Here is a 16023-nt window from a genome sequence, read left to right as displayed (position 1 = left end):
AATATGTTGAAAAAAGGCGGTTCTTATCTTTTGGTAAAAGAGAAGAACCGCTTTTTATAGATTAGAGATTGGAAATAACACGTGATTTATTACGTACAAAGTCTAACCATAATTGTGCTGCATGAGAAAGATAATGACCACGTTTCCAGATAACATAGACAACATGCATGATTTCCGGATCTGTTAAGGGTCTGACGACCACTGATTCTGTTGTACGTGGATTGGTTTCACGTGTGGGACAAAGGCGACTAGGAAGTAGTGCTACCCCTAAATTGGCTACAACTGTTTGAATCATGAGGTCACGTTGACTTGTTTCAAAGACGATTTTGGGTTGAAAGCCGATTTTTTTGCATTGTTGAATAATTTCATCATGTAAATTGAAGTCATCGCGGTATAATACTAATGATTCAGAGGCTAATTGTTTTAAGGAAATATGTTTCTCTTTACTTAAAGAATTATCTCTATGAATGATAACATTCATGGGATCTTGTGTTAAAAAGAAAGATTCAAATTCTTTTTCCTTTGGTTGGGTACAAACAATGCCCAGATCGATAAGACCTTCTTGGACGCTGACCTCTACTTTTTTTGAACCGTGTTCATATAAGTCTAATTCGATTTGAGGATATTCTTGTTTAAAGGCACCTAGTAAATTGGCAAAAATTGGCGCACCTGTGATGGGTGGTAGGCCAATTAATACCGTACCTTGCTCCAATTTAAACTCATTCTCAAAATCAGTCTTTAGATGTTCGAACATAAATACAACCCGTTTTGCATGTGAAAGAAAAATAGTTCCCGCATCTGTTAATTCTACGGCCTTTGCATTCCGCATAAAAAGCACTACCCCCAGTTCTTCTTCTAATGCTTTAATAGTACGACTAATAGCGGATTGTGAAATATGCAACGTGCGTGCAGCCTTACTGAATGACTTTTTATCAGCTACTTCCACAAAGTATTTTAGATGATGAAAATCCATAGGACACCTCCTGTATAAATAGATACTCATACGGTATATGTTTACTAAATAGCACAAATCAATTCTCAAAATAGCAAGCCGAATCTATTGAATTTCATCTTCTCAAAGAATATAATGAAACTGTAAGAAGAAAGTTAAAAAGTAGATTGACTATATTGGGTCAGAGTAAAGGTTTGTAATATGGTAATCTTATAGTATATAGTATTACACATTTGCTGTAATAGCAATACCTTTTTTGAATATTAGAAGCAATTATTGCTCATTCTTTACTTTTTTGCATATGGGGTAGAATGCAAATTGTTTTTTGAGTCGCGGGCATTTGTTCGGGATTCATTCAGTGTGACTGAATATAGTTTATGTGCTTAATGGTTTCATTGCAAGAGGTTATCTCTTCATTCTTGTAAGAGGTTATCTCTTCATTATCATATTATTATTTTTTGAAGGAGCGTGTTTTATCTATGAGTAAATTTAAAACCATGGATGGTAATGAAGCAGCTGCATGGGTCTCCTATGCATTTACTGAAGTTGCAGCTATCTATCCGATCACGCCGTCATCACCTATGGCTGAACATGTGGATGATTGGTCTGCAGTAGGTATGAAAAACATTTTTGGGCACACCGCAAAGGTTGTAGAAATGCAATCTGAAGCAGGTGCCGCAGGAACATTTCACGGATCATTACAAGCAGGGGCATTGACGTCTACGTATACGGCATCACAAGGCTTTTTGCTCATGATTCCAACGATGTATAAAGTAGCAGGCGAGCTTCTTCCCGGGGTATTTCATGTAGCAGCTCGTGCTTTAGCTAATCACGCATTAAGCATTTTTGGCGATCACCAAGACGTTATGTCTGCTCGTGCTACCGGCTGCTGTCTTTTGGCCGAATCCAACGTACAAGAAGTAATGGATATCGGCGGTATTGCTCACTTGGCAGCAATTAAAGGTTCGTTGCCTTTTATTAATTTCTTTGATGGTTTCCGTACATCTCATGAAATTCAAAAAGTAGAAGTAATGGACTTTGAAAATTTGAAAAAATTAGTTGACTGGGATGCTATCAGAAAATTCCGTGAACGTGGATTAAATCCGGATAATCCGGAAATTCGTGGTACTGCAGAAAACCCGGATATTTATTTCCAACACACGGAAGCAAGCAATAAATATTATGATGCTATGCCGGATATCGTAGCAGATTACATGGATAAAATTTCTGAAATTACGGGACGTACTTATAAACCGTTTAATTATGTAGGTGCACCTGATGCAGAATATGTAATCGTATCTATGGGCTCCTTGTCAGACGTAGCAAAGAAGACGGTTGAATATTTAGTAAGTAAAGGAGAAAAAGTAGGGGCAATCAATGTTCATTTGTATCGTCCATTCTCCAGCAAATATTTGCTCAATGTTTTGCCTAAAACAGTAAAGAAAATTGCTGTTGTCGATCGGACAAAAGAACCCGGTTCTTTAGGCGAACCTTTATATCTTGATATTGTCGGTTTTGTAACAGAAGAAAAATTAGACATTCAAGTTATTGGTGGTCGTGCAGGTATGGGTTCTAAAGACGTATTACCGGAAGATATGCTCAGCGTATTTGAAGAACTCAAGAAAGAACATCCATTGAACGGCTTTACGTTAGGTATCGTTGATGATGTAACGAATCTCAGCTTACCGCGTGCACCTCGTATGGCATTGGATACGACCGGTCTTACATCCTGTAAGTTCTGGGGCTTCGGTTCCGATGGTACGGTTGGTGCTAATAAATCGGCTATTAAGATTATTGGTGACCACACTGATTTGTATGCACAAGCATATTTTGCATATGACTCTAAGAAATCCGGCGGCGTAACGATGTCTCACTTGCGTTTTGGTACGAAACCAATTGAAATGCCTTATTTGATTGCGAACGCTGATTATATTGCCTGTCATAGACAATCCTATGTAAATCGTTTTGATTTATTAAGAGGAATTAAAGACGGCGGCACATTTATGTTGAACTGTACGTGGACAGAAGAAGAATTAGAACGTGAATTGCCGGCAAAAATCAAACGTGATATTGCACGTAATCATGTAAAATTCTATACATTAAATGGTGATGCTATTGGTCAAAAATTAGGCTTAGGCACACGTATTAACATGGTCATGCAGGCAGCATTCTTTGCTTTGGCAAAAGTTATTCCTTTGGAAGACGCTGTTAAATACTTGAAAGATTCTATCGTAAAGAGTTACGGTAAAAAAGGACAAAAAATTGTTGATATGAACTGGGCAGCTGTTGATGCCGGTATTGGTGAATTTAAGGAAGTTCATTATCCTGCAGCATGGGCAGATGCAGTAGATGAAGTGATTGAATCTCGTCCTACGACAGATTACTTCAAAAATGTTGCAGCTCCAATGCTTGGTCAAGTGGGAGACGATTTGCCTGTATCTGCGTTCTTAGGACGTGAAGATGGTACGATGCCTTCAGGTACATCCAAATATGAAAAAGCAGCTCCTGCATTGCATGTTCCTTCTTGGGATGCTGAAAAGTGTATTGGTTGTATGCAATGTTCATTCGTATGTCCGCATGCTACCATTCGTCCGTCTTTGACGACTAAAGAAGAAACGGCAGCAGCACCTGCTGGTTATAAGGTAGCTCCAAAAGCTCGCTCGGGTAAACAATATGATGTTGCCATTGTTGTCGATCAGGCTGACTGCTTGGAATGTGGATCTTGCGTAGATGTATGTCCGGTAAATGCATTGACGATGGTACCGAATACAGATTCGGAACGAGCTAAGATGGATCTTTGGTATTATGCAACGGAAACGGTTACACCAAAAGAAAATCCGCAGAAGAAGACTACTGTTATCGGCTCTCAATTTGAAACGCCGTTACTTGAATTCTCCGGTGCTTGTGCAGGTTGTGGTGAAACTCCGTACGCTAAATTGTTAACACAATTGTTTGGTGATCGCATGATGATTGCTAATGCAACAGGTTGTTCCTCTATTTGGGGTGCATCAGCTCCTGTATCACCGTATACAATGAACGAACATGGACATGGTCCTTCTTGGGCAAATAGCTTGTTTGAAGATGCTGCTGAATATGGTTTCGGTATGTTCATGGGTGTTTATAAAGTTCGTCATGACTTAGTGGATCGTGTAGATGAAGCAAAGGCAGTGGCTTCTCCTGAATTACAAGAAGCATTGAGCGATTGGGCTGCTAATGTGGATGAAGGTGAAGGCACACGTGAACGTGCTGATAAATTAACGGCATTGTTAGAAAAAGAAGCTGCTGGTAAGCCTGTTTTAGAAGAATTCCTCGGCAAGAAGAAATTCTTTGTAAAACGTTCGCAATGGATTATCGGTGGTGACGGTTGGTCTTACGATATTGGTTACGGCGGTGTTGACCATGTATTAGCTTCTGATTATGATGTAAACATTCTTGTTCTTGATACAGAAGTATATTCTAATACAGGTGGACAATCCTCTAAAGCTACACCAACGGCAGCGATTGCACAGTTTGCTGCATCCGGTAAACGTACGAAGAAAAAAGATTTGGGTATGATGGCTATTTCTTATGGTTATGTGTATGTAGCACAAGTTGCTATGGGTGCAGATAGGAATCAGCTTATGAAAGCCTTTACAGAAGCAGAAGCTTATCATGGTCCATCCTTATTGATTTGCTATGCTCCATGTATCAACCATGGTATTCGCAAAGGTATGGGTCAGAGTCAGTTGGAAGAAAAATTGGCTGTTGAATGCGGCTATTGGGATCTCTATCGGTATAATCCTGACCTTAAAGCACAAGGTAAGAATCCGTTCCATCTTGATTCTAAGACACCTGATTATAGTAAATTCCAAGACTTCCTACAAGGGGAAGTACGGTATGCTTCATTACAAAAATCCTTCCCAGAAGAAGCGGCAGGCTTGTATGCTAAGACAGAAGCAGATGCAAAAGCTAGACGCGATACATATGTTCGTTTCCAACAGGGATTTGAAGCATAATTATATAGCTTATCAAAAACGACTACACGATAATCGTGTAGTCGTTTTTTTTGTTGTGGACATGGTGAGCGTGTATTGTTATGATAGAAAAATAGGGAGGAGGAATAGGGATGAAAAAAAGAATATCATTCATGCTCATGGGAATAGTCACGTGTGTAAGTATGCTCTTGGCCGGGTGTGGTCAGGGAGATTCATATGCCGGTACGTGGGTGGGATATTATGCTGCTAAACCTCATGTTATTTACATTACAAAAATTCAAAAACAGGAAAAGGGATATCTTATTTCCGTTGAAGATGCATATTGGCAAAAAAATGCGGCTGGACAGTTTGTGTGGAAAAATGATATATTACCTACGGTTACGGGGAGTATAGTACAAGGTCGCTTGGTTGTTGATCATAAACTTAATTTAGTCAGCTATACGTACAGAGATGAAAATGATGTCTTGATATATAGCAATCGCACGAGTAATGCGGTTATTTTATTTCATAAAATAAAGAAAAATGAAATAGAAGAATTTAAAGCGAAAATGAAGACATCTGTATCAGCACCGTGAAGGGAGATCGGCTTAGAGAAAAGAAATATCTCTCTCGTGGTTATATGAAGTGAGATTGTATTTTGGCTAAATGGATGGGTAGGGAATAATATGGATATCGAACGGTGGCCCGTTAGAGGGTGAAAATAAATGCAGAGAATGGTATAATTTATTTGACAATGGATACATTAATTATTCGCTTTTACTATAAAGCGTGTAAATGAGAGCCGATAGTTATTTAGAGAAAAAGGTGATATATATGGAGCAAAAGATAGCAATACAAGATACGTATGGTGAGCGTTTTCAGCATTGTTGGGGCTGTGGGGCAAAAAATGAAGCGGGACTTCATCTCAAATCTTATCCAACGGAAGATGGATCTCGGTGCATTTGTCGCCTGACCCCGGGGGAATGTTATACTGGTGGTGTGCCGGAAAATTTATTTGGAGGTATGATGGCTGTTTTGTTTGATTGTCATGGTACGGCATCAGCGGCGTATTTTGCACATCATCATAAAGGACTTACGTTGACAGGGGATACTATTATTGGGCGCTTTATTACGGCTCGTTTAGAAGTTGACTTTAAAAAACCGCTGCCAATGAAAAAGGAAATTACTATTACTTCGCAAGCAGAAGAAATAGGAGCACGAAAGGTAATTGTGTTGATGCAGATGGAAGTGGAGGGAGAATTACGGGCAAAGGCACGTATGGTTGCTGTTGGGGTTAAGGATACTATGTAATAGTTACGCGTGGGGAGCATAAAGGAGTAAGGAAAATATGGATTGTATTACAGTGTCGCGAGAAGATGTGTTGCCAACGGTGCATCGATTAATGCAAGCGGGTGTACGGGCACAGGTAGAAAAAGATGGGCAAAGCATCATACTTTATCGCTTAGGACGGCGGTCAGATAAACTAGTTGTACAGTATGAAGATACTAATTTTCGTATGGGTGGACATTTTGTTAAACGGGAAGAATTAACGGCTGAGGATCAACTGAATATGGATAGGGTATTAGCCTTATTGCAGCAACCACTCTTGCCATCATCGGGAATTACGTCTATTTTTATTAGTGTATTATATGTATATCGTCGAGCAGCAGGGGCTTATTTTCCAGCCAATTCAGAGATATTTGCTTTATTAGATGTACAGCGGCGACAATTTGAATTTATGAGTTTAGATGGACAATTGGTAGGAGAAGGAGTTAATGTTTGGAAAAGCAAATGTCAAGACATCAAAGAGTCTCTTGAGCGATGGTCTGAATTAGATACGCCGCCAGCTGTTAAAGTAGAAATAAACGGCAAAGAAGATACGTTAGAACATGCGTTAAGGTATATCTTTTCGCAGGAAGATATGCCGCAGTTGGAACATGCGTATTTGCCATGGGAAGAAGCTTATCGCGTATATGGGTTACAGTCTTTGCAAGAAACGGCAGCGGAATTAGTTTGTCACGGAATGTAATTTTTATGGAGAAACACCATTTTTTTCTTGCTATTCTATATAAATTTTGATAAACTAGAATAGTCGTAGCATAGGTGGCTAGGATAAGCCGCATGAAGAGGCAAGTAAGTCCGTAAGGCGCCGTATTCAGCGAGTATATTAAGAGGAGGTGTCACTATGTACGCTATTATTAAGACAGGTGGAAAACAGTATCGTGTACAAGAAGGCGATAGTATTTTTGTTGAAAAAATCGCCGGTGAAGTTGATTCGGAAGTTGTATTCGATCAAGTTTTGGCAGTTGTGAAAGATGGAGATGTTACGTTCGGAACTCCTGTTGTAGCGGGGGCAAAGGTTACTGCTAAAGTATTAAAGCAAGGGAAAGAAAAGAAAATTCTCGTGTTTAAATATAAAGCAAAATCGAATTATCGTCGTCGCCAAGGACATCGTCAACCTTTTACAAAGGTTGTTATTGAAAAGATTGAAGGCTAATGATTTGTGTTATTTTAGGTAAGAATAAAGCAGGTCAATTTACATCCTTTTCTGTTCAAGGGCATGCTGATTATGCTGCTTCAGGACAGGATATTGTGTGTGCTGCCGTATCCATGTTGAGTCAAACGGCCTTATTGGGGTTGTTGAAGTATGCAGGGAAAGATGTGCAGTATGCAGTACAGGAGGGAAATTTATCTGTAACGCTGGGACAGAGTAGTGAATATACACAAATTATTATTGATACGATGTATTTGGGATTACAAGAACTCGTAGCACAGTATAACCAATATGTTGAGATGCATATTAAGACGTCAGGAGGTGGACGTAATGTTTAAATTTGATTTACAACTTTTCGCACATAAAAAAGGGACAGGGTCTACGCGAAATGGTCGTGATAGTGAATCTAAACGATTAGGCGTAAAGCGCCATGATGGTGTTGTCGTAAAAGCAGGTAATATTCTTGTTCGCCAACGGGGAACGCATTTTCATCCGGGAACCAATGTTGGGATTGGAAAAGATGATACATTATTTGCTAAAATTTCAGGTCGTGTAGCTTTTGAACGAGCTGGTCGTTATAATCGTCAAATTAGTGTATATCCCGTAGAAGCGGAAGCGTAATATAATAAAATCCTGCAGAGTATTCTGTGGGATTTTTTTTATTTTGGGAGGTGTCATATGTACGTTTATGTTAATGGACAAGAGCGGGAACTACATGTCTACGATCGCAAGCAAGAAAAAGACTATGCTAAAATGTTGGTTTGTGCACAAGAACAATTGGATACGGATGAGTATGGCTCTTTTTGTATGACCGAAGCGGAATACAAGTATTGGCAGGACATATTAGCACAACAACAGGAGTCGGAAGATATTATCTTTTTATTATCATCTGTGGTTGAACAAGATGAATTAGATGCGTATTTATTTGAAGAAACAAAGTATTTAACATCAACCAAAAGTGCTGTGCAAATGGAAAATTTGTGTGTCAAAGAATTGAAAGAAGCCATTGAAAAGAAACAACAGGAATGGTTACTTGAAAATGGCTTTCCTCATACATGGGAAAAGTTAAGTAAGTAGTAAAAGTGATTTTGCGAGCACGTGCTTTGAAAGTACTTTTTTATGTTTTTTGATTGCCGTCATTTTTTTTCTTATGTAAATTTATATAAAAACCACACTAAGTGTTGCAAAAAAAAGTAAATAAAAGTATAATGAATACCAATACAACAAAAACTTATAGATTATAAGTTGATAAGTTTTAAAGTTGTATAAATATCATAACAATGATATAATTAAAGTATAATACATACTGAATATGTCATTTAAGAAGGAGTGAACGGTATGAAGTTTTCAAAGCTTGCTAGTGGATTAAAAGCATCGGAGATTCGTGAAATTTTGAAATTGACAACACAGCCAGAAATTATATCTTTTGCAGGGGGGTTACCGGCACCCGAATTTTTCCCTATTGAAGAATTGAAAAAGGTTGATGTGGCAGTTTTAGAAAAAGATGGTCGTGCAGCAGTGCAATATAGCACAACGGAAGGATACTTACCGTTACGTGAAAAAATTGCAGAACACATGAAGTCTTCTTTTGGCGTGGACTGTACCGCGGAAGAAATTATTATTACATCTGGCTCACAACAAGGGTTATCGTTATTGTCCCAAGTGTTCTTAGATGCAGATGATGTTGTGTTAGTAGAAAGTCCAACTTATTTAGGTGCACTTAATGCATTTTCCTTGCAAGGACCTAAATTTATTGCCGTTCCGACGGATGAAAAAGGAATTATTCCGGAAGAGTTAGATAAGATTTTACAGGAACATGGTAAAAATGTACGTCTTATGTATGTTATTCCTGAATTCCAAAATCCTACGGGCATTACGTGGCCATTAGAACGTAGAAAAGCCTTTTTGAAATTAGTTGAACAGTATGATTTCCCGATTCTTGAAGATGATCCGTATGGTGAATTACGGTATGATGGTGAAAAAGTACCGTCCTTGAAGTCTTTAGATACAAAAGGACAAGTTATTTTCTTGGGATCTTTCTCTAAAATCTTTTTGCCGGGCTTGCGTGTAGCATGGATGGTAGCAGATCCTGTTATTCTTGATAAAGTAATTAAATTAAAACAAGCCGTTGATTTACAGTCATCGACTTTCGCACAGCGTCAAGCTTATTATTATATGACGATGTATGATATTGATGCACATGTTAAAAACTTGGTTGAAGTATATGGAAAACGTCGTACACTTATGTATAATACGATGAAAGAATACTTCCCGAAAGAAGTTTCCTTTACCTATCCTGAAGGCGGTTTGTTTACTTGGGTTACGTTACCAGAAGGAATGGATGCTACTGAAATGATGCCTAAAGTATTAGAAAAGAAAGTAGCTTATGTACCGGGTGGCCCATTCTATCCTAATGGTGGACATAGAAATCACTTCCGTTTAAATTATTCTAATATGCCGGATGATCGCATTGTAGAAGGCGTAAAACGGTTAGCCGAAGTATTAAAAGAAGAAGTGGCGAAACTTAAATAAGTATAAAACAAGGTCAATGTTAAAGCATTGACCTTGTTTTTTTATGCTCAGCGGTTAGACGTGTGTATTTATAGTAGCAAATAAAAAGAGAGGACCTAGAATGGGTTCCTCTTTTTTTATTACAGGGAAAAAGATAAAAGGGCTTTGTTTTTTATAAGGAGGCTTTATATAGGAAGTAGCATTGGTTTTATTGAGGTCTAATATTGCGGATTCTTTTGTTTATGATAAAATAATTACTAGTATGTACATTATAGGGGTAAGAGAGCGATTTAATATGGAACTAAAAAAAATATTAAAACAATATTTTGGCTATGACTCATTTCGTCCCGGTCAAGAAGAGATTATTAAAACGTTATTAGAAGGACGAGATTGTTTAGCAATTATGCCGACAGGAGCGGGAAAATCCTTATGTTTTCAAATACCTGCGGTAATGAGTCGAGGTATTACGCTTGTTATATCTCCTTTGATTTCGCTTATGAAAGATCAAGTGGATGCACTCACAGCCCAACAAATTCCAGCTACTTATATTACCAGTGATTGTGATATAGAAGAGTACCGTTGCCGGATAAAAGAAATCTATGAAGGTCGTGTTCGCCTTTTATATGTTTCGCCCGAACGATTACAAGTTGATTTTTTTACATCCCTTATGCAGAAAATGCCCGTATGCATGGTTATCGTAGATGAGGCGCATTGTGTTTCCCAATGGGGACATGATTTTCGTCCCGGCTATGCACAAATCAAGCAGTGGATCGCAAAATTACCAAAACGACCGGTAATAGGAGCTTTTACGGCAACGGCAACAGAACCGGTAAAAAAGGATATGTTGGAATTACTTGGGATGAATAATCCTAAGGTTTTTACGAGCAGTTTTGATAGGCCTAATTTATATTTTCGCGTGGTTCAGGCTGCGGACAGAGATCGATTTATATTGGGGTATTTACAGAAACATGCTACGGAAAGTGGAATTATTTATGCGGCAACTCGTAAAGAAGTGGAGCGGTTATATAGTCTTCTTCAGCGTCATAAGTATAGTGTTGGCAGATATCATGCCGGCGTGGATCCGTTAGAACGGAGGCAGGCTCAAGATGCTTTTTCATATGATCAGGTGCGTATAATCGTTGCGACAAATGCATTTGGAATGGGTATTGATAAAAGTAATGTTCGCTTTGTTATTCACTATCAAATGCCGAAAAATATAGAGTCGTATTATCAGGAAGCAGGTAGAGCTGGTCGTGATGGGGAGTATGCTGAATGCATATTACTATTTAATCGGCAAGATATTATGTTGCATCAATATATGTTGGAGAAACGAGAAAGTAGTCCGGCACAAATAGAAAAAGACCTATGTCAGTTACGGGCAATGGAAGTATATGCACAGCAGACAGGGTGTTTGCGATATGCTTTATTGACTTATTTTGGTGAACATCCAACGTGGCAACGATGTGAAAAGTGTAGTAATTGTCAGCAAGAATGGATACAAGAAGATTATACGAAAGAAGTTAGAAATATGCTTCTTTGTATTGATGAATTAAATGGACGTTTTGGTAGTACGATGGTATGCGATATTTTACGAGGAAAGGCTAGTGCTAAAGTGCGGCAATACCGATTTGAACGGAATGCGACATTTGCATTGTTAGCCGATATGGACGTGGCGGATTTACAAGCGTTGATTCAACAAGCTTGTGAGGATGGCTATATTATCAAATCGGTAGGTCGATATCCGACCTTATCATTGAGCCGCGCAGGACGAGAAGCGATGAATAGCCGGCAGTCATTTTTACAAAGGCGGAGTAGGGGAGCATGTTCTATCGCTAATGAGGCAACACCTGTAAAAACGCAAGCACAAGAATATCTTTTTGAAAAATTACGTAACGTGCGGTATGAATGGTCTAAACGAGCTCATGTTCCTCCTTTTGTTATTTTTTCAGATGCGACCTTATGGGAAATGGCACGTAAGAAACCGCGTACCTTTGAAGAAATGGAAACGATTAAAGGGGTAGGCACATTTAAATTGCATAAATATGGCAAAGAATTTTTAGAGGTTATAATGAATGACATGGATGGGAGGTAAGTATATTGAGTTTAGCTGATGATCAATATTTAACGATGGTAGATAATATTTTACAACATGGATATTATGATAATAATCGTACGGGTATTTGTACTTATAAATTGCCGCATCAGATAATGCAATTCGATTTAGCTCAGGAATTTCCGATTTTAACAACGAAGTTTGTCGCATTTAAAACAGCCGTTAAGGAATTATTATGGATTTGGAAACTACAAAGTAATGATGTGCGAGATTTGCAACGCATGAATTGTCATGTATGGGATGAGTGGATGCGTCCCGATGGAACGATTGGTAAGGCCTATGGATATCAAATTCGTAAATATAAACAAGTGGACCGGCTGTTAGATACGTTACGGAAAGATCCGCAAAGTCGGCGTATGATCGTTACATTATGGAATATTGATGATTTATCTGATATGGCATTGCAACCTTGTGCGTACGAAACGTTATGGGATGTTAATGATGGTAGGTTGAATTGTATGTTAATTCAAAGAAGCGGAGATATGGGTCTTGGCGTGCCATTTAATATGACTCAGTATGCCGTACTGATCTATTTGATAGCACAAGTAGCGGGATTACAGCCAGGCATTTTTACCCATGTCATTAATAATGCTCATATTTATGAAAATCATGTAGAGGCACTGCAAAAACAACTTCAACGAAGGAACAGGGCTTTTGCTGCCCCAACGATATCCGTTAATCCGGATATACATGATTTTTATCAATTTACGCCGGATGATATAAATCTGGTACATTATCAGCATCTAGGAAAATTACCCATGGAGGTTGCCGTATAATGATACAAATTATTGCAGCTGTAGATAAAAATGGTGGTATTGGCAAGGATAATAAGTTACTTTGCCATTTGCCGGCGGATTTGAAAAGATTTAAACAACGTACTTCGGGACATACGATTATTATGGGGCGAAAAACATGGGAAAGTTTGCCTCGTGTGCTGCCCCAGAGAAAACACATCATCTTAACGGGGCAACATACATATAAAGTCGACAATCCAGCGGTTAGTATTTGTCATTCCATAAGTGAGTTGATGCCGTTGTTACGGGCGGAGGAAGATTATTTTATTATTGGTGGAAGTAGCTTATACAAGGCTTTTTTATCGAAAGCTGATGTATTATTGTTAACGGAAATAGAGGCTGTCTTTGCAGCAGATACTTTTTTCCCTTCTATTGATAAAAGGATGTGGCATGAAGTACAACGGGAACATTTTGGGGTTGATCAAAATCATAAATATGCGTTTGATTTTGTTCGTTATGAAAAAAGAATAGGGAAAAACCCTAATTTTGGACATGACTGAAAGTCAATGGTGGTATATTTTATATATATTCTTGTTTGACATTATACAGTGGGTATGGTACACTAGACAAGAGCTACAAGATAGCTGGAAATGTTTTTTTTAGGAGGATGTAACATGCACGGTAAAGTAAAATGGTTTAGCGCAGAAAAAGGTTATGGTTTTATTGAAAAAGACGGTGGCGGTGATGTATTTGTACATTTTTCAGCTATCCAAGAAGACGGTTTCAAATCTTTAGCTGAAGGGCAAGAAGTTGAATTTGAAGTTGTTGAAGGAGCACGTGGACCACAAGCTGCTAATGTAGTAAAAGCTTAAGTTCAGTCGGACGTTAATAAGAAAAAGCCGAATCTCACTATGAGATCCGGCTTTTTGTTTTTACCTCTTGACACGGTATAAGGGATTTGGTATATTATAAATAACAGATGAACAAGTAATCATATGTTCATATCAACATATAAAATGAGAGGGGTTATCAAAATGAAAAAAACGTATAAAGTTGATGTTGATTGTGCAAACTGTGCAAACAAGATGGAAGATGCTGTAAAGAACACTAAAGGAGTTAAAGATGCGGTTTTAAATTTCATGACCTTAAAACTGAAAGTTGAATTTGAAGATGGATCAAATCCGCAAGACGTTATGCAAGATGCTGTTATTAACTGTAAGAAAGCCACTTCAGATGGTGAAATTTTGTTGTAATAAGGAAAACGCGGTATAACCGCATTTTTCTTTAATTTAATATATGAACAAACATTCATATTAGGCGATATAAAGGAGAAAAATATGAATAGTAAACAAAAAAAGATGGTTGTACGGATTATTGTTACGGCTATTTGCTTGATAGGACTTCATATTGTACCTATCACGGGGATAGCACGGCTATTTGCGTACATTATTCCTTATATTATTATCGGGGGCGATATTGTCTGTAAGGCCTTGCGAGGAATTCGTAACCGACAAGTTTTTGATGAAAACTTTTTATTAGCTGTAGCTACTATTGGGGCATTTATTTTGGCTGTATATAGAGTTGGTGATTATACTGAAGCCGTAGCGGTTATGTTATTTTATCAAGTGGGTGATTTATTTCAGGGATATGCAGTGGGGAAAAGCCGGAAAAATATTAGTGATTTAATAGATATTCTTCCTGATTACGCTAATATTGAAGAAGATGGGGAAATTTGTAAGGTTGATCCTGATGAAGTTGCTATCGGTTCATATATTATTGTTTTCCCAGGGGAAAAAGTGCCTTTAGATGGTGTGGTCGTAGAAGGAAAGTCCATGTTAAACACGAGTGCTCTTACGGGGGAAAGTGTACCACGCGAAGCGAGTAAAGATGTTGAAGTAATGAGTGGGTGTATTAATTTAACGGGCCCATTAAAAATAAAAACGACTAAAGAATTTGAAGAATCAACGGCATCGAAGATTTTAGAATTAGTAGAAAATGCAAGCTCCCGCAAGTCGAAGTCAGAAGCATTTATTTCTAAATTTGCTCGTGTGTATACTCCTGCTGTTTGTTATAGTGCGTTAGCATTAGCTATTTTGCCACCGCTTATTCGGGTCTTGGTTTTAAGCATAGAACCTATGTGGACAGAATGGATTTATCGTGCATTGACCTTTTTAGTTATTAGCTGTCCTTGTGCGTTGGTTATTAGTATTCCGTTGAGTTTTTTTGCCGGTATCGGGGGTGCTAGTAAGGCCGGGATATTGATCAAAGGATCTAATTACTTAGAAACATTGGCAAAAACAGAAATTACCGTATTTGATAAAACAGGGACGTTAACGGCAGGAACTTTTGAAGTTCAAGGGGTTCATCATTCGACATTAGAAGATAATAAGATACTGGAATTTGCGGCATTGGCTGAATGTGCTTCTTCTCATCCGATTAGTCTTAGCTTGAAAAAGGCATACGGAAAAGTAATTGATATGAAACGGGTTACACAAATTGAAGAAATTAGTGGTAACGGTGTAACAGCCATTGTAGATGGTATACCCGTAGCTATAGGTAATGAAAAAATGATGAATGCTATTGGGGTAAAGGCGATTTTATGTCATGCTATTGGCACGATTATTCATGTGGCTATTAATGGTGAATATGCTGGTCATATTGTGATTTCGGATACGATAAAAGTAGAATCTAAAATGGCAATTGATGCATTGAAACAAAGAGGCGTAAAGAAGACGGTTATGTTAACCGGTGATATTCGTCCTGTTGCTGAAAAAACGGCTACACAGTTGGGGATGGATGCAGTATACAGTGATCTGTTGCCAGCTGATAAAGTACAGAAAGTGGAAGAATTGTTGCAACCTCTTCAAGGTAAAGGTAAATTAGCTTTTATTGGTGATGGTATTAATGATGCACCTGTTTTATCGCGAGCTGATATAGGAATTGCAATGGGTGCCATGGGATCGGATGCGGCGATTGAAGCGGCCGATGTGGTATTAATGGATGATGATCCGCGAAAAGTCGCTTCGGCAATCGGAATTGCTAAGAAGTGTCTACGTATTGTTTATCAAAATATTTATTTTGCTATTGGTATCAAATTACTTTGCTTACTACTAGGTGCATTAGGGGTAGCCAATATGTGGTTAGCTATTTTTGCGGATGTAGGCGTCATGATTATTGCTATTTTAAATGCGACACGAACGTTGTTTATTAATGATTTATTGTATACGGATATAGATTAATAGCTGATAACAAAAGCTGCACGTAAG

General features: G+C 38.3%; 16 protein-coding genes. 15 read left to right on the top strand and 1 reads right to left on the bottom strand.

Annotated elements, in window-relative coordinates; translation table 11 throughout:
- Positions 1-61: 61 nt before the first annotated feature.
- On the bottom strand, positions 62-973 hold the full coding sequence (locus HMPREF1040_RS02255; RefSeq protein ID WP_007392299.1) for a LysR substrate-binding domain-containing protein: 912 nt from the start codon (positions 971-973) through the stop codon (positions 62-64).
- A gap of 458 nt (positions 974-1431) precedes the next feature.
- Here HMPREF1040_RS02255 and nifJ point away from each other — a divergent pair, with 458 nt between their 5' ends.
- The 15 genes from nifJ to HMPREF1040_RS02180 all read left to right on the top strand — a co-directional run bounded on the left by nifJ (position 1432) and on the right by HMPREF1040_RS02180 (position 15996).
- Positions 1432-4947 (top strand): pyruvate:ferredoxin (flavodoxin) oxidoreductase, encoded by a 3516-nt coding sequence (nifJ, locus tag HMPREF1040_RS02250; protein ID WP_007392291.1) that lies wholly within the window; start codon positions 1432-1434, stop codon positions 4945-4947.
- A gap of 110 nt (positions 4948-5057) precedes the next feature.
- Positions 5058-5501 (top strand): hypothetical protein, encoded by a 444-nt coding sequence (locus tag HMPREF1040_RS02245; RefSeq protein ID WP_007392286.1) that lies wholly within the window; start codon positions 5058-5060, stop codon positions 5499-5501.
- 238 nt (positions 5502-5739) lie between these two features.
- Positions 5740-6216 (top strand): thioesterase family protein, encoded by a 477-nt coding sequence (locus tag HMPREF1040_RS02240; protein ID WP_007392292.1) that lies wholly within the window; start codon positions 5740-5742, stop codon positions 6214-6216.
- A gap of 37 nt (positions 6217-6253) precedes the next feature.
- On the top strand, positions 6254-6934 hold the full coding sequence (locus tag HMPREF1040_RS02235; protein WP_007392298.1) for a hypothetical protein: 681 nt from the start codon (positions 6254-6256) through the stop codon (positions 6932-6934).
- 156 nt (positions 6935-7090) lie between these two features.
- Entirely contained in the window at positions 7091-7402 is a 312-nt protein-coding gene (gene rplU, locus HMPREF1040_RS02230) for a 50S ribosomal protein L21 (protein ID WP_007392296.1), read from the top strand.
- Positions 7402-7737, top strand: coding sequence for a ribosomal-processing cysteine protease Prp (locus tag HMPREF1040_RS02225; RefSeq protein ID WP_007392297.1), 336 nt, complete (start codon positions 7402-7404; stop codon positions 7735-7737). The genes rplU and HMPREF1040_RS02225 overlap by 1 nt, the downstream gene beginning before the upstream one ends.
- Entirely contained in the window at positions 7730-8020 is a 291-nt protein-coding gene (gene rpmA / locus HMPREF1040_RS02220; RefSeq protein WP_007392290.1) for a 50S ribosomal protein L27, read from the top strand. The genes HMPREF1040_RS02225 and rpmA overlap by 8 nt, the downstream gene beginning before the upstream one ends.
- A 57-nt stretch (positions 8021-8077) precedes the next feature.
- Positions 8078-8476: a hypothetical protein gene (locus HMPREF1040_RS02215; protein WP_007392302.1), complete on the top strand. Its 399-nt coding sequence runs from the start codon at positions 8078-8080 to the stop codon at positions 8474-8476.
- Positions 8477-8737: 261 nt separating this feature from the next.
- Complete coding sequence (locus HMPREF1040_RS02210) at positions 8738-9931, top strand: PLP-dependent aminotransferase family protein (protein ID WP_007392300.1); 1194 nt, start codon at positions 8738-8740, stop codon at positions 9929-9931.
- Between the two features lie 274 nt (positions 9932-10205).
- On the top strand, positions 10206-12002 hold the full coding sequence (gene recQ / locus HMPREF1040_RS02205) for a DNA helicase RecQ (RefSeq protein WP_036257371.1): 1797 nt from the start codon (positions 10206-10208) through the stop codon (positions 12000-12002).
- 5 nt (positions 12003-12007) lie between these two features.
- Positions 12008-12799, top strand: a complete 792-nt coding sequence (locus HMPREF1040_RS02200; RefSeq protein WP_007392288.1) for a thymidylate synthase — start codon at positions 12008-12010, stop codon at positions 12797-12799.
- A complete protein-coding gene (locus tag HMPREF1040_RS02195) occupies positions 12799-13317 on the top strand; it encodes a dihydrofolate reductase (protein WP_007392289.1) in 519 nt (172 codons plus the stop codon). Before HMPREF1040_RS02200 ends, HMPREF1040_RS02195 begins: the two co-directional genes overlap by 1 nt.
- 114 nt (positions 13318-13431) lie before the next feature.
- On the top strand, positions 13432-13629 hold the full coding sequence (locus HMPREF1040_RS02190; protein ID WP_007392293.1) for a cold shock domain-containing protein: 198 nt from the start codon (positions 13432-13434) through the stop codon (positions 13627-13629).
- Positions 13630-13791: 162 nt separating this feature from the next.
- Positions 13792-14010, top strand: coding sequence for a cation transporter (locus HMPREF1040_RS02185; RefSeq protein ID WP_007392295.1), 219 nt, complete (start codon positions 13792-13794; stop codon positions 14008-14010).
- Between the two features lie 84 nt (positions 14011-14094).
- Positions 14095-15996 carry a heavy metal translocating P-type ATPase gene (locus HMPREF1040_RS02180; protein WP_007392284.1) on the top strand — a complete coding sequence of 634 codons (1902 nt, stop codon included), beginning with the start codon at positions 14095-14097 and terminating at the stop codon, positions 15994-15996.
- The last annotated feature ends 27 nt before the right edge of the window (positions 15997-16023 follow it).

This window comes from Megasphaera sp. UPII 135-E, from assembly GCF_000221545.1.
Classification (GTDB): Bacteria; Bacillota; Negativicutes; order Veillonellales; family Megasphaeraceae; genus Megasphaera; species Megasphaera hutchinsoni.
This window is presented reverse-complemented; position numbering and strand designations above follow the sequence as displayed.

Coding starts and splice junctions, on each gene's coding strand:
- HMPREF1040_RS02255 (WP_007392299.1), bottom strand. CDS start 973: ATGGATTTTCATCATCTAAAATACTTTGTGGAAGTAGCTGATAAAAAG.
- nifJ (WP_007392291.1), top strand. CDS start 1,432: ATGAGTAAATTTAAAACCATGGATGGTAATGAAGCAGCTGCATGGGTC.
- HMPREF1040_RS02245 (WP_007392286.1), top strand. CDS start 5,058: ATGAAAAAAAGAATATCATTCATGCTCATGGGAATAGTCACGTGTGTA.
- HMPREF1040_RS02240 (WP_007392292.1), top strand. CDS start 5,740: ATGGAGCAAAAGATAGCAATACAAGATACGTATGGTGAGCGTTTTCAG.
- HMPREF1040_RS02235 (WP_007392298.1), top strand. CDS start 6,254: ATGGATTGTATTACAGTGTCGCGAGAAGATGTGTTGCCAACGGTGCAT.
- rplU (WP_007392296.1), top strand. CDS start 7,091: ATGTACGCTATTATTAAGACAGGTGGAAAACAGTATCGTGTACAAGAA.
- HMPREF1040_RS02225 (WP_007392297.1), top strand. CDS start 7,402: ATGATTTGTGTTATTTTAGGTAAGAATAAAGCAGGTCAATTTACATCC.
- rpmA (WP_007392290.1), top strand. CDS start 7,730: ATGTTTAAATTTGATTTACAACTTTTCGCACATAAAAAAGGGACAGGG.
- HMPREF1040_RS02215 (WP_007392302.1), top strand. CDS start 8,078: ATGTACGTTTATGTTAATGGACAAGAGCGGGAACTACATGTCTACGAT.
- HMPREF1040_RS02210 (WP_007392300.1), top strand. CDS start 8,738: ATGAAGTTTTCAAAGCTTGCTAGTGGATTAAAAGCATCGGAGATTCGT.
- recQ (WP_036257371.1), top strand. CDS start 10,206: ATGGAACTAAAAAAAATATTAAAACAATATTTTGGCTATGACTCATTT.
- HMPREF1040_RS02195 (WP_007392289.1), top strand. CDS start 12,799: ATGATACAAATTATTGCAGCTGTAGATAAAAATGGTGGTATTGGCAAG.
- HMPREF1040_RS02190 (WP_007392293.1), top strand. CDS start 13,432: ATGCACGGTAAAGTAAAATGGTTTAGCGCAGAAAAAGGTTATGGTTTT.
- HMPREF1040_RS02185 (WP_007392295.1), top strand. CDS start 13,792: ATGAAAAAAACGTATAAAGTTGATGTTGATTGTGCAAACTGTGCAAAC.
- HMPREF1040_RS02180 (WP_007392284.1), top strand. CDS start 14,095: ATGAATAGTAAACAAAAAAAGATGGTTGTACGGATTATTGTTACGGCT.